16 protein-coding genes and 3 pseudogenes are annotated in these 20,481 nt (G+C 65.4%); 13 read left to right on the plus strand and 6 right to left on the minus strand.

Annotated elements, in window-relative coordinates; genetic code table 11:
- Positions 1-4 precede the first annotated feature (4 nt).
- A pseudogene (locus B4393_RS28020) lies at positions 5-82 on the minus strand (winged helix-turn-helix transcriptional regulator); the annotation flags it as partial.
- Between the two features lie 4 nt (positions 83-86).
- Here B4393_RS28020 and B4393_RS28025 point away from each other — a divergent pair.
- Positions 87-351, plus strand: a pseudogene (locus B4393_RS28025) (imine reductase family protein); the annotation flags it as partial.
- On the opposite strand, the gene B4393_RS03650 reads toward B4393_RS28025, so the two are convergent.
- Complete coding sequence (locus B4393_RS03650) at positions 327-1,844, minus strand: hypothetical protein (RefSeq protein WP_078333030.1); 1,518 nt, start codon at positions 1,842-1,844, stop codon at positions 327-329. The pseudogene B4393_RS28025 and the gene B4393_RS03650 overlap by 25 nt on opposite strands.
- Before the next feature lie 99 nt (positions 1,845-1,943).
- Between B4393_RS03650 and B4393_RS03655 the strand changes: the two genes are divergently transcribed.
- The 6 genes from B4393_RS03655 to B4393_RS03680 all read left to right on the plus strand — a co-directional run bounded on the left by B4393_RS03655 (position 1,944) and on the right by B4393_RS03680 (position 6,777).
- The gene (locus B4393_RS03655; protein WP_070938662.1) at positions 1,944-2,852 is read left to right on the plus strand and encodes a sulfurtransferase; all 909 of its coding nucleotides are present in this window, start codon (positions 1,944-1,946) and stop codon (positions 2,850-2,852) included.
- Positions 2,849-3,259: a SufE family protein gene (locus B4393_RS03660; protein WP_070938661.1), complete on the plus strand. Its 411-nt coding sequence runs from the start codon at positions 2,849-2,851 to the stop codon at positions 3,257-3,259. The genes B4393_RS03655 and B4393_RS03660 overlap by 4 nt, the downstream gene beginning before the upstream one ends.
- Before the next feature lie 167 nt (positions 3,260-3,426).
- Complete coding sequence (locus tag B4393_RS03665) at positions 3,427-5,223, plus strand: acetyl/propionyl/methylcrotonyl-CoA carboxylase subunit alpha (protein ID WP_078333032.1); 1,797 nt, start codon at positions 3,427-3,429, stop codon at positions 5,221-5,223.
- A 91-nt stretch (positions 5,224-5,314) separates the two neighbouring features.
- Positions 5,315-5,638, plus strand: coding sequence for a hypothetical protein (locus tag B4393_RS03670; protein WP_078333017.1), 324 nt, complete (start codon positions 5,315-5,317; stop codon positions 5,636-5,638).
- A 41-nt stretch (positions 5,639-5,679) separates the two neighbouring features.
- The gene (locus tag B4393_RS03675; protein WP_078333018.1) at positions 5,680-6,135 is read left to right on the plus strand and encodes a pyridoxamine 5'-phosphate oxidase family protein; all 456 of its coding nucleotides are present in this window, start codon (positions 5,680-5,682) and stop codon (positions 6,133-6,135) included.
- Between the two features lie 51 nt (positions 6,136-6,186).
- Entirely contained in the window at positions 6,187-6,777 is a 591-nt protein-coding gene (locus B4393_RS03680; protein WP_078333019.1) for an NADPH-dependent FMN reductase, read from the plus strand.
- 44 nt (positions 6,778-6,821) lie between these two features.
- On the opposite strand, the gene lat is transcribed toward B4393_RS03680, so the two are convergent.
- Positions 6,822-8,117 (minus strand): L-lysine 6-transaminase, encoded by a 1,296-nt coding sequence (gene lat / locus B4393_RS03685; RefSeq protein WP_208863576.1) that lies wholly within the window; start codon positions 8,115-8,117, stop codon positions 6,822-6,824.
- Between the two features lie 124 nt (positions 8,118-8,241).
- A complete protein-coding gene (locus tag B4393_RS03690; protein ID WP_070939315.1) occupies positions 8,242-8,718 on the minus strand; it encodes an Lrp/AsnC family transcriptional regulator in 477 nt (158 codons plus the stop codon).
- A 90-nt stretch (positions 8,719-8,808) separates the two neighbouring features.
- On the opposite strand from B4393_RS03690, the gene hglS reads away from it, so the two are divergent.
- Both hglS and amaB read left to right on the plus strand, forming a co-directional pair.
- A complete protein-coding gene (gene hglS, locus B4393_RS03695; RefSeq protein ID WP_078333021.1) occupies positions 8,809-10,107 on the plus strand; it encodes a 2-oxoadipate dioxygenase/decarboxylase in 1,299 nt (432 codons plus the stop codon).
- Positions 10,104-11,663: an L-piperidine-6-carboxylate dehydrogenase gene (amaB, locus tag B4393_RS03700; protein WP_078333022.1), complete on the plus strand. Its 1,560-nt coding sequence runs from the start codon at positions 10,104-10,106 to the stop codon at positions 11,661-11,663. Before hglS ends, amaB begins: the two co-directional genes overlap by 4 nt.
- A gap of 32 nt (positions 11,664-11,695) precedes the next feature.
- Here the strand turns inward: amaB and B4393_RS03705 are convergent, their stop codons facing one another.
- Entirely contained in the window at positions 11,696-13,087 is a 1,392-nt protein-coding gene (locus B4393_RS03705; RefSeq protein ID WP_078333023.1) for an SDR family NAD(P)-dependent oxidoreductase, read from the minus strand.
- Between the two features lie 174 nt (positions 13,088-13,261).
- On the opposite strand from B4393_RS03705, the gene B4393_RS03710 reads away from it, so the two are divergent.
- From B4393_RS03710 to B4393_RS03725, 4 genes and pseudogenes are all read left to right on the plus strand, one after another.
- The gene (locus B4393_RS03710) at positions 13,262-13,966 is read left to right on the plus strand and encodes a TetR/AcrR family transcriptional regulator (protein ID WP_078333024.1); all 705 of its coding nucleotides are present in this window, start codon (positions 13,262-13,264) and stop codon (positions 13,964-13,966) included.
- Positions 13,967-13,995: 29 nt separating this feature from the next.
- Entirely contained in the window at positions 13,996-18,525 is a 4,530-nt protein-coding gene (locus B4393_RS03715; RefSeq protein WP_078333025.1) for an ATP-dependent helicase, read from the plus strand.
- Positions 18,522-18,943: pseudogene (locus tag B4393_RS03720) on the plus strand (VOC family protein). Before B4393_RS03715 ends, B4393_RS03720 begins: the two are co-directional and overlap by 4 nt.
- The gene (locus B4393_RS03725) at positions 18,940-19,542 is read left to right on the plus strand and encodes a pyridoxamine 5'-phosphate oxidase family protein (RefSeq protein ID WP_070938650.1); all 603 of its coding nucleotides are present in this window, start codon (positions 18,940-18,942) and stop codon (positions 19,540-19,542) included. Before B4393_RS03720 ends, B4393_RS03725 begins: the two are co-directional and overlap by 4 nt.
- Positions 19,543-19,567: 25 nt before the next feature.
- On the opposite strand, the gene B4393_RS03730 is transcribed toward B4393_RS03725, so the two are convergent.
- Complete coding sequence (locus B4393_RS03730; protein ID WP_191988845.1) at positions 19,568-20,461, minus strand: pseudouridine synthase; 894 nt, start codon at positions 20,459-20,461, stop codon at positions 19,568-19,570.
- Between the last annotated feature and the right edge of the window lie 20 nt (positions 20,462-20,481).

Raw genomic sequence — 20,481 nt, forward strand, 5'->3', positions numbered from 1 at the left:
GCCGTTAACAGTTGCGGCCGAGCAGTTCTGCGCGGTTCCTATGGCCCCACTTCTCTAGGGGTTCCAAGGCGGCGCTCAGATCCTAGGAACTACTCAACGTGTTGAGTCCAGTGCACTATGTCGGACCCAATTACGGCTACTCACAGGTGTATTACCACGCGGGGCGTGGAAGATGTCGCGATGCTCAAAATGATGGACGCCGGAGCCCAACACATCATCGATGCCAGCGAGGAAGTCGGCGTCGATGCCACACTTTCCCATGCCGCACAGTCGATGTGGCGGCGCGCTATCGATGCCAGCGACGAAAGCGGCGGTGTGGTCACCACCTACCGGCTGATACGCGGCGACTGATCGGGCAACGCGGTGAGGTACGGCCTCGACAACGCGAGGGCGACCACCGTCACCACCACCAATACGTATACCGGCAGCAAGTGCTCGAAATGCGTGTACCCGATGGAGAAGTGAACCGCCAGGACCGGCACCGTGCCGAACGCACATCCCAGCAGCAGCGACCACCACACCCAGCGCTCGCCGCGGCGCCAGCCCCACAGGCTGATCAGCAACACCGCCAGCCCGGCCCCCATCAATGCGCCACCAAAACCTGCCCGATCGTGCGCGATGAACGGCAACAGGTGTTGGTTGGCGGCACGCAGCGCGTCGGACCTGGTGCCCAGGAAATCGAGATCGGTGGGTACGAACACCTTTGTCAGCCCGACCGTCGAAATCACTGCTCCGGCAACGAAGAGTCCGCCACCGACGGCGATCATGAGCAGCTGCCCCCACAGGGCACGCCGCCGCTGCGATTCGGGCCCCTCCACGACGGGCGGCCAATGCGGTTCCGAGGGAGCGCGCCACACGGCGAGTATCAGCATGGGGAACAGCGCGACCACCACGAGCGTGTGCAACGGCTCGAGGAACCCCGTCACCAGGAAGTAGAAGTACGTCACAAAGGCGACCAGTCCGGAGATCAACAGCGCATTGCGGGCCCATCGGTGCCCTTCCCTGATCCCACCCCAGGCCAACCCCAGGTACAAGATCCCGATACCAATCATGTTGCCCGCCATGGTGAGCCGGTCGTGTTGCAGGAAACCGACCAGGTGATGGTTCACGCCGTTCAGGTCGTGCACCGACAGACCGAGGTAGTCGCGGTCGTACCACAACAGGACCGGCCCCAACGCGATGGCGGCCGCGCCGATGCCGGCGACAATGAGGCCGAGCCCTACCAGCGCACCCCATATCCACGCCGGCCAGCCCCGCGGATCGAACCCGATATCGCGCAACGCCTTTGGCGGCGTGGTCGGCGTGGCGGCCTCGATCACCCGGTTGAACCAGCCCGGCCCGGCGTCGATCAGCACCGCCGGCGTGGCCAGCACCGTCGCGGACGGATCGGCCAACGCACGGACCGCCGCCTCGATCGAAGGTTCGGTGAGCCGCACCACCCCGTCATCGCCGGACACCGACACCGCGTCCACGTAGGGCGCGACCGCATCGACCACCTCGGGCGTGGCGGCGACCGCAATCACCCAGCAGCTGCGATCGACGGTCGCCGCGCGCACCGTCTCCACATCGGCGAGGCCCACCGGCCCGATCTCCACGACCCCGGCTCCCTGTACCGGCAACACCGCGACGGCCTCACCCGCGATCGAGGGCGGGACAGTCGCGCCGAACCGGCCCTGCCACTGCGGTGGAATCGGCGCATGATCGAACACCCGGGGAATCCAGTGCCTGCCCCCGGCGCGCTTCACCAGCGCCGCCAGGATCTTCATCGCCCACACCCGTGTCCTACGCTCGCCGAGAACCGACGAGACGATGGGGCTCAGCGGGTGATATGTCCAGTCCGGCATGGGCGAATTCTCGCACCGCGACCAGCAATGCACCGCGTATCTGAACTCGGTATCCAGCTCGATGAGCCGACTGCCCGCGAACGCGACTAGGCTCAAAGGGTGACCCTCCCGGCCGACCCCAGCCCCGAATTCGCCGCCTACGCCCACCCCGAACGCCTGGTCTCCGCCGACTGGCTCTCGGGACACCTAGGCACTCCCGGACTGTCCATCGTGGAGTCCGACGAGGATGTTCTTCTCTACGACATCGGGCACGTACCCGGCGCGGTGAAGATCGACTGGCACGTCGACCTGAACGACGGCACGGTCCGGGACTACATCGACGGAGTTCAGTTCGCAGAACTGATGAACCGCAAGGGAATTCGCCGCGAGGACACCGTTGTCATCTATGGCGACAAGTCCAACTGGTGGGCCGCCTACGCACTCTGGGTGTTCACCCTGTTCGGTCACCCCGATGTCCGGCTACTCGACGGCGGACGGGATCTGTGGATCTCCGAGGGGCGCGACACCACGCTCGATGTCCCATCCAAGTACACCGAGGGCTACCCCGTGGTCGAGCGCGATGACGCTCCTATCCGCGCCTACGCCGATGACGTGCTGGCCCATCTCGGCCACGGCCCGCTCGTCGATGTGCGCTCACCCGCGGAGTACACCGGCGAACGCACTCACATGCCCGATTACCCGGAAGAGGGCGCGCTGCGCGGCGGACACATTCCCACCGCCGTCTCGATCCCCTGGGCCAAGGCCGCTGCCGAAGACAGCCGTTTCCGTCGCCGCGGCGAGCTTGACGCGATATATGGGGACGTCATCGCCGAGGGCGACAAATCAGAGGGCAATATCGTCGCGTACTGCCGAATCGGCGAGCGTTCCAGCCACACCTGGTTCGTCCTCACTCATCTGCTGGGTGTCGAGGGCGTGCGTAACTACGACGGGTCCTGGACCGAATGGGGCAACCGGGTCCGCACTCCGATCGTCAAGGGCGACAAGCCGGGCGCGCCCCCTGCAGCATGAGCCTCCCCGCTGAACTCGCTGAGATCGTCGCCGATTTCAAGGCCGTCGACGGGCAGGACAAGCTCCAGCTGCTGCTGGAGTTCTCGAGCGAATTACCCGAGTTGCCATCGCATTTGGAACAGGCGGCGATGGAGCCCGTGCCGGAGTGCCAGTCACCGCTGTTCCTGGACGTTGATGCCAGTGATCGCGATGAGGTCCGGCTGTACTTCAGTGCGCCCGCCGAGGCCCCGACGACGCGTGGGTTCGCCTCGATCCTGCAGCAGGGCCTGGACGGCCAGTCGGCCGACGCGATCCTGGCGGTACCCGACGATTTCTACGCCGACCTCGGGTTGGCGGCGCTGATCAGCCCGCTGCGACTGCGCGGCATGTCGGCGATGCTGACCCGGATCAAGCGAAGACTGTCCTAAAACCTACTCATCAGTAGGTAAAAACAGGGGCGGCACACCCCATCCCGGATGTGTGTTTGATGCCACGGATGCATAAACTCACTGCCGAGACTCTAAGAAAGCGGTAAAACTCAGGAAGTAAGTCCCGGATGAGCCGCTTGCGCGAAGAACAAACAACAGGAGGCCCGGTGCCCAATCACGCCAGCTCGAAGATCAGCAAGGTACTCGTCGCCAACCGCGGCGAAATTGCGGTTCGGGTAATCCGCGCGGCGAAGGACGCTGGACTGGGCAGCGTCGCCATCTACGCAGAACCCGACGCCGACGCCCCCCACGTCCACCTGGCCGACGAGGCCTTCGGCATCGGCGGTAACACCGCCGCCGAGTCCTACCTGGACTTCGGCAAGATCCTGGAAGCCGCCGAGAAGTCCGGCGCCAACGCCATCCACCCCGGCTACGGCTTCCTGTCGGAGAACGCCGACTTCGCCCAGGCCGTCATCGACGCCGGGCTGATCTGGATCGGGCCCAGCCCCCAGTCCATCCGTGACCTCGGCGACAAGGTCACCGCCCGCCACATCGCCGCCAAGGCCCAGGCCCCGCTGGTCCCCGGCACGCCGGACCCCGTGAAGAACGCCGACGAGGTCGTCGCCTTCGCCAAGGAGCACGGTCTGCCGATCGCCATCAAGGCGGCTTTCGGTGGTGGCGGCCGCGGCATGAAGGTGGCCCGCACCCTCGAAGAGGTGCCCGAGCTGTTCGAGTCGGCGACCCGTGAGGCCGTCGCCGCCTTCGGCCGTGGCGAGTGCTTCGTGGAGCGCTACCTGGACAAGCCGCGCCACGTCGAGGCCCAGGTCATCGCCGACCAGCACGGCAATGTGGTGGTCGCCGGTACCCGCGACTGCTCGCTGCAGCGCCGCTTCCAGAAGCTCGTTGAGGAAGCGCCCGCACCGTTCCTCACGGACGCCCAGCGCAAGGAGATTCACGAGTCCGCCAAGCGCATCTGCAAGGAGGCCGGCTACTACGGTGCCGGCACCGTGGAATACCTGGTGGGCCAGGACGGGCTGATCTCGTTCCTCGAGGTCAACACCCGTCTGCAGGTGGAACACCCCGTCACCGAGGAAACCGCAGGCGTCGACCTGGTGTTGGAGCAGTTCAAGATCGCCAACGGCGAGGCACTGCAGTTCACCGAGGACCCCGAGCCGCGCGGCCACTCGATCGAGTTCCGCATCAACGGCGAGGACGCGGGCCGCAACTTCCTGCCCGCCCCCGGTCCGGTCAAGGTGTACGACACCCCCACCGGCCCCGGCGTGCGCCTGGATTCGGGCGTTCAGGCCGGATCGGTAATTGGCGGCCAGTTCGACTCGATGCTCGCCAAGCTGATCGTGACCGGTCGCGACCGCAACGAGGCCCTGGCACGCTCACGTCGCGCACTGGCGGAGTTCAACGTCGAGGGCCTGGCCACCGTCATCCCGTTCCACCGCGCGGTGGTTTCCGACCCCGCCTTCATCGGCAACGAGGACGGCTTCACCGTCCACACCCGCTGGATCGAAACCGAGTGGAACAACACCGTCGAGCCGTTCACCGCTGACGGCGAGGCAGGCGAAGAGGACGAGGCCCTGCCCCGCCAGAAGCTGGTCGTCGAGGTGGGTGGACGTCGCCTTGAGGTGTCGCTGCCCGGTGACATCTCGCTCGGCGGCGGAGGCGGCAGCGCCAACGGTGTCATCAAGAAGAAGCCCAAGGCCCGCAAGCGCGGCGGCCACGGCGGCGGCGGCGCCACCGGTGATTCGGTGACCGCGCCGATGCAGGGCACCGTCGTCAAGGTCGCCGTCGAAGAGGGCCAGGAGGTCGAGGCCGGCGAGCTGATCGTGGTGCTGGAGGCCATGAAGATGGAGAACCCCGTCACCGCGCACAAGGCCGGCACCATCACCGGGCTGAGCGTCGAGGCCGGTGCCGCCATCACCCAGGGCACGGTCATCGCAGAAATCAAGTAATACGTCGTGCGGAAACGCCGAGTGTGAGCGCCTACGCGCACACTCGGCGTTTTTTGTTGTCCGGCGTTCACACTCGCGAGAGGTAGACCCAGTGGAACCCATCGAGATCAATGCGGGCGCGTGGTACCTGCGCGCCATCCGCGCCGACGAACGGATGGACGACCGCCCGGCACTGACGTCATTGGGTGTCGACGACGCGGACTACGTGACCGCGCGCGCCGCCGACTGGGACAACGACCGCCTGTACAGCTGGGCCGTCTGCGAGCCCACGACCGCCGAGATGGTGGCCGAGGTGCGACTCGACCCCGCCACCGCGGACATTCAGTCGCGGGCCCGCGACGACTACCCCGGATCACATGACGCCGAGCAGGAGGCCGTGGCGGCGGTGCGACGCTTCGCCGACGCCATGCTCTAACACAGTTGCACCCATGTCAGCATAATTGACATACTGCTGGCATGCCGCTCGCTCCGGAGCTCGTCGACTTCGTCACGAAGCATCCCGATGCCGCCATGATCACACTGCGCGACAACGGAACACCACATATGGCGCGTATCGAGATCTGCGTAGTCGACGGACGTCTGCGAGCCACCGGCGCACCGTCTCTGGTCCGTACCCGAAATCTCCGACGCGATCCGCGGTGCCCGCTGTTCGTGTTCGGACCGCATCCGTTCTGGCTGGGGCTGGAGACCGAGGTAACCATCGCCGAGGGTGAGGTCGGCCAGGATCTGATCCAACTGTTGCGTGCCCGCCACGGCACAGGCCCAGCCGGGACCGTACTGGCCCATGACGACGAGCTCGGTCACGATCGTCCTTACACAGAAGCCGAATACGTCGCCCACGCCCGGGCCAGCCAGCTGCTGATCTACGACTTCGGGGTGCTCAAGGCGTATGGAAACTACGTACCCGCGTGACGGAAAGAAACCACTTGACCTCGAGTGCACTTCAGGTATGACGATGGGCGCGTGAACACGTCAACCACCCCGCTGCGCCTCGCCGTGATCTGCGCCAGTACCCGCGACGGTCGGTTCGGACCCACCGTGGCGAATTGGATCGCGCAGAGCGCGCGTACCCACTCGGCCTTTGACGTCGGATACATCGACCTCGCGGATTACCCTCTGCCTCTTCATCTTTCCCGGCGGCCGGAGGAACAGGACACCGCCCAGCTCGCACGGGTGACGGCGCGGTTACGCATTGCCGACGCATTTCTTGTGGTCACACCGGAGTACAACCACAGCTTCCCCGCCCCGCTGAAGAACCTGATCGACTGGCATCACAGCGAGTGGCAGGCCAAACCGGTCGCATTCACCTCCTACGGCGGGATGTCGGGCGGATTGCGCGCCATCGAGCAGCTGCGGCTGGTGTTCGCCGAGCTCCATGCCGTGACAACCCGAGATGTGGTGAGTTTCCACGGTGTCTGGAGCCAGTTCGACGATGACGGCCGGCTCGTCGACAGCCGCGATGCCGAGACCGCGGCCAAGACCATGCTCGATGAGCTGGCCTGGTGGGCCTCCGCGCTGCGGACAGCGCGAGAGCACTCCCCCTACGCCTGGTGAGACCTACGCCTGGCGCCCGACCTTGCGCCCTTCGCGCAAGACGCTCATCGTTGCGCCAGCACGCGTGATACCGCGGCCACCGCCGCGTCGATCTCCTCGGCGCTGACGATCAGCGGCGGGCGGAACCGGACGCTGGTCGTGCCGCTGGCCAGCAGGATCACCCGCTCATCTGCCCACAGGCGTTGCACCAGGCGGTCGCGCTCCTCGGCCGTCGGCAGGCTGAACGCGCACATCAATCCGCGGCCCCGGACGTCACCGACCTCGTCGTGCCGCGATGCCAGGATCTGCAGGCGCTCGAGCAGGTATTCGCCCATCCTCATCGCGTTCCCGAAAAGCCGCTGCGATTCAATAACTTCCAGAATGCGCCGCGAGCGCACCATATCGACAAGGTTTCCGCCCCAGGTGGAATTGATGCGCGAGCTGACGGCGAAGACATTGTCCTCGACCTCGTCGACGCGACCGCCTGCCATGACGCCGCACACCTGCGTCTTCTTCCCGAAGGCCACAATGTCGGGGGTCACGCCCAGCTGCTGAAATGCCCAGGCCGTTCCGGTAAGTCCGCACCCGGTCTGCACTTCATCGAAGATGAACAGGGCGTCATTCTCGTGGCACAACGCGCGCATGGCATGGAAGAACTCCGGACGGAAGTGGTGATCACCGCCCTCCCCCTGGATCGGCTCGGCAATGAAACACGCTATGTCATGTGGGTTTTCGGCAAAAGCGCGCCGCGCCTGCGCCAGCGCCGCCGCCTCCAACTCCTCGATATCGGCGCCGGGGCGCAGATACGGAGCATCGATGCGCGGCCAGTCGAACTTGGGGAACCGTGCCACCTTATTGGGGTCGGTATTGGTCAGCGACATCGTGTAGCCGCTGCGACCGTGGAAGGCCTCACGCAGGTGTAACACCTTGGTACCCAACGCCGGATCGATTCCGTGCGCCTCGTTCCAACGGCTCTTCCAGTCGAAAGCCACCTTCAGTGCGTTCTCGACGGCAAGCGCGCCGCCGTCGACGAAGAACAAATGCGGAAGGGCCGGGTCACCCAGCACGCGTACGAATGTGTCGACGAACCGGGCCATCTCGACGGTGTAGATATCGGAGTTGCTCGGCTTGTTGATGGCGGCCGCGGTCAGTTCGGCACGGAACTCACTGTCGGCGGCGAGCATCGGGTGGTTCATTCCCAGCGCCGACGAAGCGAAGAACGTGAACATATCGAGATAGGTGGTGCCGTCGCGCGCATCCACCAGGTGCGCCCCACGGGAACGCTCCAGATCGAGCACGAGATCCATCCCGTCGGCCAGAATGCTGCGCCGCAGCACCTCATGCACCCGGTCCGGTGTCACCGATTCGGGGCCCATTACCTCGTCATCGGTAGTAGAACCAGCCTGGAACCCAGGAAAGATCAGTGCGGTCATAGGGCCACACTAACGTAGTATTTACGACTTTTCTACATGAGGACAAGAATTTTTATGGCACTAGCTGGCGACCGTCGTAAAAAGTTTGTAAGATGATGGTGCTTCGCGTGCGAACGTTGGCTGTGGTGCGGATCAGCTGCAGCAGCTCTTCGAGCGCACGCGGCGAGGGCACCCGCACCAGCAGGATGTAGCTCTCCTCGCCGGCCACCGAGTAGCAGGACTCGATGGCGTCGATGTGCTCGAGGCGCGCCGGAGCATCATCGGGTTGAGAAGGATCGAGAGGGGTGATTGCGACGAACGCCGACAACAGCTGGCCTACCGACTCCGGGTTGACCCGCGCCGCGTACCCGGCAAGAACACCCCGGGATTCCAGCCGCCGCACGCGGGTTTGCACCGCCGAGATCGACAGCCCCGCTTTGGCGGCCAAATGGGCGAGAGTTGCCCGGCCATCGCGAGCCAACTCGCGCACCAGAATTCGATCGACATCGTCGAGCGGGCGGTCCGGCGTCCTCTCGGAATCCACAGTCACGGGGGCAGAGTACCGCGACCAGGCAGAACAGGGAACGGACTTGCGCAGGCCAATCACGTCAACTGTGGGACGAACCAAAGGGCGAGTTCGATGACGGACCTCATTCAGCCCTGGGAGCTCCGTGCACGCTTTGCCGCGGCGCTCTCGCAGATGTACGGGACAGAGGTTCCCGCGTACAACACCTTGGTCGACGTAAGTACCGCGGTGAACCAGACTTACGCCACAACACATCCGGATGCCGAGCGACTCGGATCTGTCCAGCGCGTGACCGCCGAACGTCACGGTGCCATCCGGGTAGGCAGCCCCCGAGAACTTGCCGCCGTCGCCGACCTGTTCGAGGCGTTCGGAATGTATCCGGTCGATTTCTACGACCTGCGCGACGCTGCGTCCCCCGTCCCCGTGGTCTCGACCGCGTTCCGGCCGATTGACGAAAAAGAGCTGGCACTCAACCCATTTCGAGTGTTCACGTCGATGTTGGCGACCGCCGATCGACGGTTCTTCGACGCGGACCTGCGTGCCCGGGTGGAGAACTTCGTGCAGCAGCGAGAGCTGTTCGATCCGGCACTGCTGGCGCACGCGCGACTGATCAGCGCCACAGGCGGTTGCACCCCGGTGCAGGCCGATGACTTCGTCGCCGAGGCGGTCAAGGCATTCGCGCTCTCGACCGCACCCATCGACCGTGTTTGGTACGACGAGCTCTCCGCCGTCTCACCCGTCGCCGCCGATATCGCCGGAGTGGGTGGCACCCATATCAACCACTTGACACCCCGCGTGCTCGATATCGATGACCTCTACCGGCGGATGACGGCACGCGGCATCACCATGATCGATGCGATCCAGGGCCCTCCCCGCTGGCATGGACCCGATGTTCTGTTGCGGCAGACCTCATTCCGGGCGCTCGCCGAACCACGCCGTTTCCGCACGAACGATGGTTCCGTGGTCAGCGACACGCTACGGGTCCGGTTCGGCGAGGTCGAAGCCCGGGGCATTGCCCTCACCCCCGCGGGCCGTACCTGCTATGACGATGCCATGGCCGCCATCGATGCGGCTCAAGCAAATCCCGAACAGGCAGCATCCATTTGGGCGGACCACTTTCCGGATACCGAAGCCGGCCTAGCCGAGCAGGAACTCGCGTACTTCCGCACCGAGGCCGGCCCCGGAGGCGAAATCGTCCGCAGCCCCGTCGTGTACGAGGACTTCCTACCGCGCTCGGCCGCCGGAATCTTCCGGTCCAACCTCGACGACGACGGCGCACATGGCGAGGGGGATGCCGCCGGTTACTCGAAGGAATGGATGTCCGGCGCCATTGGCCGGGATATCCACGATCCGTACGCCCTCTACTCCGCTATCGCCGCACAATCTGACCTCTCGATAGGAGCCAACCGATGACCGCCACCTTGCCCACCTCCTCCCCCGGTGTACTGCCCTCGGCCGACGAATTGCGCACGCGGGCCCAGAACGCGTTGCGCTGGATCGGCGCGGATATGGAGCTGAGCACGGAAGCGGCGGGCGCTGAAGGCGTCGCGGTCCGGACCCCCATCACCGGCGACACCCTGTTCACGCTCACGGCGAGCTCGCAAGAAGATGTCGACAAGGCAATCTCCGAGGCCGCCCAAGCATTTTCGCTATGGCGGACCACTCCCGCACCTGTGCGCGGCGCGTTGGTGGCCCGCCTCGGTGAGCTGCTGACGGAGCACAAAAAGGATCTAGCCGAACTGGTCACCATCGAGGCCGGAAAGATCGTCTCCGAGGCCCTCGGCGAGGTGCAGGAGATGATCGACATCTGCCAATTCGCGGTCGGGCTGTCCCGGCAGCTGTATGGCAAGACGATGGCATCCGAGCGCCCGGGGCATCGCCTCATGGAGTCCTGGCATCCACTCGGCGTTGTCGGGGTGATCTCCGCCTTCAACTTCCCGGTGGCGGTGTGGTCGTGGAACACCGCGATCGCCCTGGTCTGCGGCGACACCGTGGTATGGAAGCCCTCCGAGCTGGCGCCGCTGACTGCCGTTGCCTGCCAGGCACTTCTGGAGCGTGCCGCAGCCGACGTAGGGGCACCGCCACAGGTCAGCCGATTGATTCAGGGCGGTCGCGAGGTCGGTGAGCAGCTCGTGGACGACCCCCGTATCGCCTTGGTGAGCGCGACCGGGTCGGTGCGGATGGGTCAGCAGGTCGGCCCACGGGTGGCGGCTCGCTTCGGCCGGTCGCTGCTCGAATTGGGTGGCAACAACGCGGTGATCGTGACCCCGTCGGCTGACGTGGATCTCGCGGTACGCGGCATCGTGTTCTCCGCCGCAGGCACCGCGGGCCAGCGGTGTACCACCCTGCGGCGCTTGATAGTTCACCGATCCATCGCCGATGGGCTGGTCGAGCGCATCGTCAACGCGTATGGACAGCTTCCGGTGGGCGACCCCTTCGACGGGCAGACATTGGTGGGGCCCCTGATCAACGAGAAGTCGTTCCGTGATATGCAGGATGCGCTGGAAGCTGCTCGCGCACAAGGCGGGACGGTCATCGGTGGTGAACGCCGCGAACTTGGCGACGGTTCTTTCTACGTCACCCCCGCCGTGGTGCGGATGCCCGAACAGGGCGATGTCGTGCACCGGGAGACCTTCGCCCCGATTCTGTACGTGCTTGACTATGACACCCTCGCTGAGGCGATCGCACTGAACAATGCGGTACCCCAGGGCCTTTCCTCGGCGATCTTCACTCTGGACATGCGCGAGGCCGAACGCTTTCTGGCCGCCGATGGATCCGACTGCGGAATCGCGAATGTCAACATCGGCACCTCGGGAGCCGAGATCGGCGGAGCGTTCGGTGGTGAGAAGGAGACGGGCGGTGGCCGCGAGTCGGGCTCCGACTCATGGAAGGCATACATGCGACGCGCCACCAACACGGTGAACTACTCCACGGAACTGCCGTTGGCCCAAGGAGTTCACTTCGGCTGATCGGGTTGGCCCCTGGTAGCCGCGACCACGCGCTACCAGGGGTAAGGCTGGAAGTCCTTCAGGAAACAGCCATACAGATCGACGCCACGCTCTCCCTGGACAATGGGGTCGTACACGCGGGCGGCACCGTCCACCAGATCCAGCGGCGCCCGGAAACCCTCCTGGGCCAAACGCATCTTGCTGCTGTGCGGACGCTCATCAGTGATCCAGCCGGTATCCACCGCGGTCATCAGGATGCCCTCGGTGAACAGTTCACCCGCGCTGGTCCTGGTCAGCATGTTCAACGCGGCCTTGGCCATGTTGGTATGCGGATGTCCGGGCCCTTTGTAGCCGCGTGAGAAGTTGCCCTCCATCGCCGATACGTTCACCACGTACTTGCGCCGCGCGGTTGAGGCACGCAACGCGGGCCGCAGCCGTGACAACAGAATGAACGGCGCCACACTGTTACACAGTTGCACCTCAAGCAGTTCCAGTGGATCAATCTGATCGACCGTCTGAACCCAGCTGTTGGTGTCGACCAGATCGGGCAGCAGCCCACCGGCATCGACGGCAGTGCCATCGACGATCCGGTCCGGTGCGGCCGAGCCCGCGGTCAACGCCAACGACACCAGCGAGTGCGCAGCAGCCTCGGAACCGTCGCCCAGTGCCAGGGTGTGCGGATGCAGTTCGCTGGAATCGCCCATCGCGGTGATCGGAACACGTGCAGCCGCACCGCTGAGCGGCGCCTGCTCGGCGTCAACCAAGGACGTGTAGGAGCCGGGGCTGCGACGGACCGTCTGGGCGGCGTTGTTGATCAGAATGTCCAGCGGACCCTGTGCGGCAACTTCATCGGCGAAGCGCGCCACCTGCGCGGGGTCACGAAGGTCGATACCGACGATGCTCAGCCGGTCAAGCCAGCTGCTCGCATCGGGAAGCTGGGCGAATCGGCGCGCCGCGTCCCGCGGGAACCGGGTGGTGATGGTGAGGCGGGCCCCATCGCGCAACAACATCAACGCGATGTACATGCCAATCTTGGCGCGGCCACCGGTCAGCACGGCCCGCCGCCCGGTCAGATCGGTACGCTGATCACGCCGGGATCTGTTGGCGGGCGCGCATTCCGGACACAATTGGTGGTGGAAGGCATCGATCTCGGTGTATCTCGCCTTGCAGATATAGCAATGCTGCGGACGCCGCAGCGTCCCCGCGGCGTCACCACCACGCAGCGGCAGTCCGGCCGTCTCGTCGTCGATCCGGGCGGCCGAACCAGTGGCGGTGGCGCCGATCACAGCGCGGTCGGCATCTAATTCGGCCTGACGTGCCTCACGCCTGCGCCGCCTCTTGCGAATCTTGAAGAGCTTTGCGATTGCGCGTTGCGCAGCAATTGAATCGGGATGCTCCGGCGGAAGCTCGGCAGCCCGATCCAAGACACGCCTGAAGATGGCCATGTCCGCTGGGTCGATGTGCTCAGCCACTGACGCAGTGTAATGAGGCGACAAGGACTTCTCGTAATCGCCGGTCTGATGACGGCCGCCGAGCCAGCAGCGGTTGATCGACGGGCTAATCGACCCGGCTAGCCGATCTCGCCAAGTGCGACCGGGCCGACTAGTAAAATCGAGTGGATGAGCGACGACTCCGATGCAGTTCGCGCGGGCTGGGGCTCTCCCCCGCCCGCGGCGGCCGCATCTCCCCGTCGTCGGCTCACGCCCGAAGATCGGCGCGCCGAGCTCCTGGAGTTCGGTACTCAGTTGTTCGGCGAACGCCACTACGACGACGTCCGCATGGATGAGGTAGCCGAACAGGCCGGTGTCTCACGGGCGCTGCTGTACCGCTATTTTCCCGACAAACGCTCGTTCTACACCGCGGTCATGCAGGCCGAGTACGACAGGCTTTACGACGCCACGATCTCGCTGGACATGGACCCGGCGCTCACCGGTTTCGAGCGGCTCCGGCGCACCCTGCTGGTGTACTTGCACTACCAGGAAGAGCATCCTTACGCGCCGGTGACCGTCTTTCGCATGATCGACTCGGCCGATCCCACCGTGGCGGCCATCGAACAGCAGGAGTACGACAAGCAGACCGGCCGGATCATGGCTGTCGTCGAACATGTCGCCGGCGACGAACTGACGCCGGATCTTGTCACGATCCTGCGGGTGGTCATCCGGGCGTGGCTGACGTTCAACCAGGAATTGGCTCGCCAACGCGCCATCAACCCGGATCTCGATGTCGATTGGCTCGCCGACACCTCCGCGCACGCCATGATCGACGCCGTGCGGCGCGTGCCGAACATCCCGAAGGCTGTGGTCGATCTCATGGGTGCCGATTAATTGTCGGTCCTTGTTGGCACGATGGCCTAATGAGCAGCGAGTCCGGTCCGCTCACCCGGTTCTCCGCACCCACGCGAGAATGGTTCACCGAATCATTCCCGGCGCCCACGCAGGCACAGTCCGGTGCGTGGCAGTCCATCGCCGACGGCAACAACACCCTCGTCGTCGCACCCACCGGATCCGGCAAGACGCTCGCGGCATTTCTGTGGGCCATCGACAGCCTGGTCGGTGCCGAACCGGCCCGCAAGGGAACACAGGTCTTGTACGTCTCACCCCTCAAGGCACTTGCCGTCGACGTCGAGCGCAATCTGCGTGCCCCGCTGGCCGGGATTGCCCGAACCGCAGCACGCATGGGCCTGCCCGAGCCCTCGATCACCATCGGCGTGCGCTCCGGGGACACACCCGCACAGCGGCGCCGTGCATTGATCACGTCTCCCCCGGACATCCTCATCACCACCCCCGAGTCGCTGTTCCTGATGTTGACCTCCGCGGCGCGCGAAACCCTCGACACGGTGCAGACCGTCATCGTGGACGAGGTGCACGCGGTCGCCGGTACCAAACGCGGCGCTCATCTCGCGCTCTCACTTGAGCGGCTGGATGAACGCCTTGCTCAGCCGGCACAGCGAATTGGCCTGTCAGCCACGGTAAAACCCGCCGCGGAGGTCGCTCGATTCCTCTCCGGCCGCGCGCCCGCCGCAGTCGTCGCCCCCGCCAGCCCCAAAACCTTCGATTTGTCCGTCGTCGTACCTGTCCCGGATATGAGCGCCCCCGACACCTATCCCGACGCCGAAGCCACTAACGCCGGCACCAACACCATCTGGCCCCATGTAGAACAACGCATCGTCGACCTCATCGAGACACATCGGTCAAGCATCGTCTTCGCCAACTCGCGCCGCCTCGCCGAACGGCTCACCGCCCGGTTCAACGAGATTCACGCAGAGCGCCTCGGCGTAGACCTCACCCCCGCACCCAATCCCGGGGTACCCGGAGGACCCCCGGCGCACATCATGGGCAGTGGGCAGACCTACGGTGCGGCGCCCTTGCTGGCGCGGGCGCATCACGGCTCGGTGAGCAAGGAGCAGCGCGCCGATATCGAAGACGATCTGAAGACCGGACGGCTCAAATGCGTGGTGGCCACCAGCAGCCTGGAGCTCGGAATCGATATGGGCGCCGTGGATCTGGTGGTCCAGGTGGAGGCGCCACCGTCCGTGGCCAGCGGGTTACAACGCATCGGCCGGGCCGGACACCAGGTGGGCGAGGTATCCCGGGGCGTTCTCTTCCCCAAGCACCGCACCGACCTGCTGGGCTGCGCGGTCACGGTGCGGCGCATGCTCGACGGCGATATCGAGACCCTGCAAGTGCCCGCCAATCCCCTCGACATCCTGGCCCAGCACACGGTCGCCGCCTGTGCCCTCGACCCCGTGGACGTGGAGACATGGTTCGATGTCGTCAGACGCAGCGCCCCTTTCGCATCCCTGCCACGCAGCGCATTCGACGCGGTGCTCGATCTACTCAGCGGCAAGTACCCGTCCACCGATTTCGCCGAGCTTCGTCCCCGTGTCGTATACGACAGGGATGAAGGCACGCTCACCGGACGGCCCGGTGCACAACGACTGGCGGTGACGTCCGGCGGCGCGATCCCCGATCGCGGCCTGTTCACGGTGTACATGTATGCCGGTGCCGAGGGCGAGAAACCCTCGCGAGTAGGTGAACTCGACGAGGAAATGGTCTACGAGTCGCGGCCGGGAGACGTGATCTCACTGGGCGCCACCAGCTGGCGCATCACCGAGATCACCCATGAGCGTGTGGTGGTGGTTCCGGCCTTCGGCCAACCGGGCAGATTGCCCTTCTGGCGCGGAGATTCGGTTGGGCGCCCCGCCGAGCTTGGCATAGCGCTGGGGCATCTCACCGGAGAACTGGCGGCCGCACGCGACGCCGAATTTGACAAGCGCTGCGCTGCCATGGGATTCGATGACTTCGCGATGGGGAATCTACGGACGCTGCTGACTGACCAGCTGCAGTCGACGGGCGCAGTCCCCACCGATACCACGCTGATCGTCGAGAGATTCCGCGACGAGCTCGGCGACTGGCGCATCGTGCTGCACTCTCCCTACGGGCTGAGGGTCAACGGCCCGCTTGCGCTCGCAGTCTCCGATCGGCTCCAACAGCGCTACGGTGTCAGCGAGTCACCCACCGCCACCGATGACGGCATCGTGGTGCGACTGCCCGACACCGATGACAACCCGCCCGGAGCAAGTCTTTTCGTCTTCGACGCCACGGAAATCGAGGCGATCGTGACGCGGGAGGTCGGCGGGTCGGCACTCTTCGCCGCGCGGTTCCGAGAATGCGCTGCGCGCGCCCTGCTGCTTCCCCGCCGAACCCCCGGCCGCCGATCGCCGCTATGGCAGCAGCGACAGCGGTCGGCGCAGCTGCTGGATGTCGCACGCAAACATTCCGACTTCCCGATAGTCCTGGAGGCACTGCGCGAATGCCTGCAAGACGTGTACGACATCGGAACTCTGGTGCGGCTGATGTCGGGTATCGAGCAGCGCCGGATCCGGATCGTGGAGGTGCAGACCGACACACCCTCGCCCTTCGCGGCCGCTCAATTGTTCAGCTATATCGGCGGATTCATGTACGACGAGGATCGGCCGCTGGCCGAGCGGCGTGCCGCCGCCCTCTCGCTGGACACCGGTCTGCTCGCCGAGCTGATGGGCCGGGTCGAACTGCGGGAACTACTCGACCCCACTGTCATCGAAGCAACCGAACAGCAACTGCAGCATCTGGCCGAGGAACGCAAGGCGCGCGATGCCGAGGCCCTGGCCGACTTATTCCGGCTTCTCGGCCCCCTCACCACCGATGAGATCGCCACGCGCTGCGCCGGCCTCGGCACCGACTGGCTGCATGAACTCGTCGGCACCCGAAGAGTGGTCGAGACCCACTACGGACAACGCACCTGGTGGGCCGCCGTCGAGGATGTGGCGCGGTTGCGTGACGCGCTCGGGGTGCCGGTGCCGCCCGGCGTACCGGCGGCGTTCACCGACGCCGCGGCCGATCCGCTCGGTGAACTGTTAGGTCGGTACGCAAGGACACATGGCCCATTCACCACGGGCCAGGCAGCAGAGCGCTTCGGCATCGGAGTCCGGGTCGCCGCGGACGCCCTGTCGGCGATGGCGTCGCGCGGCCAGTTGGTGCGTGGTGAATTCACCAGCCAATTCAACTCGGCTGCAACAGACTCTGAACAATGGTGCGATGCAGAGGTCCTTCGGATTCTGCGCCGCAGGTCGCTGGCCGCGCTACGCGCGCAGGTGGAACCCGTCAGCACGTCGGCATTCGCGCGGTTCCTGCCCGATTGGCAGTACCTCGATTCGAGCCTGCGCGGCATCGACGGAGTGGCTACCGTCATAGATCAGCTCGCGGGGGTGCCCATACCCGCGTCCGCGTGGGAACCGCTGATCCTGGCACGTCGGGTCCGTGACTACTCCCCCCAGATGCTCGACGAGCTGCTGGCCTCGGGAGAGTCGGTGTGGTCGGGGCATGGCTCGATCTCCGCACAAGATGGCTGGATCGCGTTGCACCCCAGCGGTCTTGCGCCCGCCACACTGGCCGCCACCGATCCCGTTGTTCTCGATGAGGCCCACCGAACGATTCTCGACGGACTCGCGGCCGGCGGCGGGTACTTCTTCCGCCAATTCGGTGAGGCCGCGACCAGGGCCGCGCTATGGGACCTGGTGTGGGCGGGCCTGGTGACAGGAGACACCTTCGCACCGGTGCGTGCACTGCTGGGTACCAGCACCAAATCGCGCACCGCGCACCGGAATCGGCGAGCACCGAGACTGCGCGCCTACACCCCGATCCCCACCACGGCGCCGGTCGATCCCGCCGTCGCCGGACGCTGGTCGATGCTTCCGGAAAGACTCGCCGACGGTACTGAACGCTCGCACATGCAGGCCGAGCTGCTGCTCGGCAGGTACGGCGTGGTGACCAAGGGCAGCGTCGTCGCCGAGGGGGTCGCGGGCGGATTCGCGTGGCTGTACAAGGTGTTGTCGACATTCGAGGACAACGGGCGCTGCCGCCGGGGATACTTTGTCGAATCCCTGGGTGGTGCACAGTTCGCCTCTCCCGCGACCGTCGACAGGCTGCGTGAGTACCTCGATACCGTCGATGATGCGCGCAAACCGTATCGGGCCATGGTGTTGGCGGCGACGGATCCTGCCAATCCGTATGGCGCGGCACTGGTGTGGCCGCGGGCGGTCTCCGACTCCGGTCATCGGCCGGGTAGGAAAGCGGGGGCGCTCACCGTGCTTGTCGATGGCGAGTTGGCTCTCTACATCGAACGCGGTGGCAAGTCGCTGCTGAGCTTCGTGACCGACCCCACGGTGCTGCACGCCGCGGCATTGGGCACCATGGGATTGGTACGCGGCGGCGGGCTCGACGGTCTGGTGATCGAAAGAGTGGACGGCAGATCGGTCTTCGATATCGGCGAGTCGCCGGTCATCGCGGCACTGATCGAGGCCGGTTTCGTACGGACACCGAGAGGACTGAGGATTCGCCGATGAGCCGCTTGCGTGAAGAGGAAACAACCCGATGAAAGTCACCCGCTTCGACCACATCGTGATCAACTGCAGCGACGTCGAGACCACCGCGGCCTGGTACGAGCGCGTCCTGGGCATGACCCGCGAAACATTCGGGCCGGCGGGACGCACGGCACTGACATTCGGTGCACAGAAGATCAACCTGCGGCCTATCAGCGCCACCCAGGACGAATGGTTCACCGGAATCGCCACCGCGGCCGGCTCCGATGACGTGTGTTTCATCACCGATGCCTCCCCCGAGGAGGTTCGCGAGCATCTCAACGCGTGCGGGATACAGATCGAGCAGGGGCCGGTGACCAAGGTCGGCGCACTGGGCGACATGACATCGCATTACTGTCGCGACCCTGATGGAAACCTCATCGAGATCGCCGTATACCCGTGACCAACAACCACTACCACTACCTCGCCTTCGGCGCGGACGCGATCGAGCGGCAGCGGGCCAACGGCAGCTACGTCGCCTACGGCACGCACCTGGAACGACCCGACGACGGCCCCGACGAGCTGGGGACACGGGAGCTACGGATGATCGCCGACGCGACACAATTCTGCCTGGGCACGGTGACGCCAACGGGATGGCCATACCTGCAATACCGCAGCGGCCCTGCGGGATTCGTGCGTCACATCGGCGACAACACCTTGCGGTTCATCGACCTTCCGGGCAATAACCAGTTCGTGACGCTCGGAAACCTCACCGCTGACGACCGACTGGCGATGTTCTTCGTCGACTACCCGCGCAAGCAGCGTCTCAAGGTGTTTGGCCGCGGCAGCGTGTATGACGGCGAACGCCGAGAGATCGAGGTGAGGGTGGAGGCGTTCGACTGGAACTGCTCACGCAGCATCATCCCCCGCTATGACCAGCAGTACCTCACCGATCTCGGTAAGGCCTATCAGGAAAAGGCCGCCGCCAGGGAGGCCGAGCTCACCGCAGAAATCGAGGCACTCCGGGCACGAATCGCCGAACTCGAAGCCGCACGACAATGAACCCCGTGTCCGCCGATCGGGACGATCAGCCGCCGAGGGACCTCGTCGATTTGTAGCGAATATCTTTGCCGCTCAACGGATCCCGGAAAGCCAGCGTGCGCGCCAACAGTTGCAACGGATGCGTGAAATCGTCCGGCGCCACCTCGACAATGTCCGGATAGAGCGGATCGCCGGCGATCGGAATACCGAGGCTGTTCATGTGCACGCGCAGCTGATGTGTCTGGCCGGTACTGGGTGTCAGGCGGTACCTGCCTGCCGAACCTTCCCGGTCGAGCAGCTCGATGTGCGTCTCGGCGTTCACCGGCCCCGGCTCCTCGACCGCCTGAAGGATGCTGCGGCGCTTGATAATCCTGCTCCGCAACGTCACCGGCAGGGCAATGCCGGGATCGACGGGGGCCAATGCCTCATAGGTCTTGAACACTTCCCGCTGGGCGAACAACGACTGATAGGCCGCGCGCGCCTCGCGACGCACGGTGAACAGCAACACGCCTGCGGTGAGCCGGTCCAAGCGATGCGCGGGCGCCAGCTCCGGCAGGTTCAACATCTTGCGCAGGCGCACCAATGCCGTCTCGGTGACATGGCGCCCGCGCGGTATCGTGGCAAGAAAATGCGGCTTGTCGACCACCAGGACGTTCTCGTCCCAATGCAACACGTCGATGGCGAAGGGCACGGGAATCTCTACCGCCACTTCGCGGTAGGTGTACACGACCGCACCCGCCGGCAGATGCGTCTCTGATGTGATCGACACGCCGGCGGCGTCCACGACCTCACCGCGGCTCACCTTCTCGGCGGCGGCGCCACCGAATCGGGATACCAGCTCATCAAGAACACGGCCACCTGTGCGGATCCGGATCCGCACCGGCCCCAAGCCGTCCCGCACCGGCAATGGAGGTTCAGGAGCCCGTCTTCTGGGGCTCATCGGCGCGACCTAGAGCCGGG

Source organism: Mycobacteroides franklinii, from assembly GCF_002013895.1.
GTDB classification, from domain to species: Bacteria; Actinomycetota; Actinomycetes; order Mycobacteriales; family Mycobacteriaceae; genus Mycobacterium; species Mycobacterium franklinii.

Excerpts from the sequence above, each read along its gene's own strand:
- B4393_RS03650 (WP_078333030.1), bottom strand. The coding sequence starts at position 1,844 with ATGCCGGACTGGACATATCACCCGCTGAGCCCCATCGTCTCGTCGGTT.
- B4393_RS03660 (WP_070938661.1), top strand. The coding sequence starts at position 2,849 with ATGAGCCTCCCCGCTGAACTCGCTGAGATCGTCGCCGATTTCAAGGCC.
- B4393_RS03675 (WP_078333018.1), top strand. The coding sequence starts at position 5,680 with ATGCCGCTCGCTCCGGAGCTCGTCGACTTCGTCACGAAGCATCCCGAT.
- hglS (WP_078333021.1), top strand. The coding sequence starts at position 8,809 with ATGACGGACCTCATTCAGCCCTGGGAGCTCCGTGCACGCTTTGCCGCG.
- amaB (WP_078333022.1), top strand. The coding sequence starts at position 10,104 with ATGACCGCCACCTTGCCCACCTCCTCCCCCGGTGTACTGCCCTCGGCC.
- B4393_RS03705 (WP_078333023.1), bottom strand. The coding sequence starts at position 13,087 with ATGGCCATCTTCAGGCGTGTCTTGGATCGGGCTGCCGAGCTTCCGCCG.
- B4393_RS03710 (WP_078333024.1), top strand. The coding sequence starts at position 13,262 with ATGAGCGACGACTCCGATGCAGTTCGCGCGGGCTGGGGCTCTCCCCCG.
- B4393_RS03715 (WP_078333025.1), top strand. The coding sequence starts at position 13,996 with ATGAGCAGCGAGTCCGGTCCGCTCACCCGGTTCTCCGCACCCACGCGA.
- B4393_RS03730 (WP_191988845.1), bottom strand. The coding sequence starts at position 20,461 with ATGAGCCCCAGAAGACGGGCTCCTGAACCTCCATTGCCGGTGCGGGAC.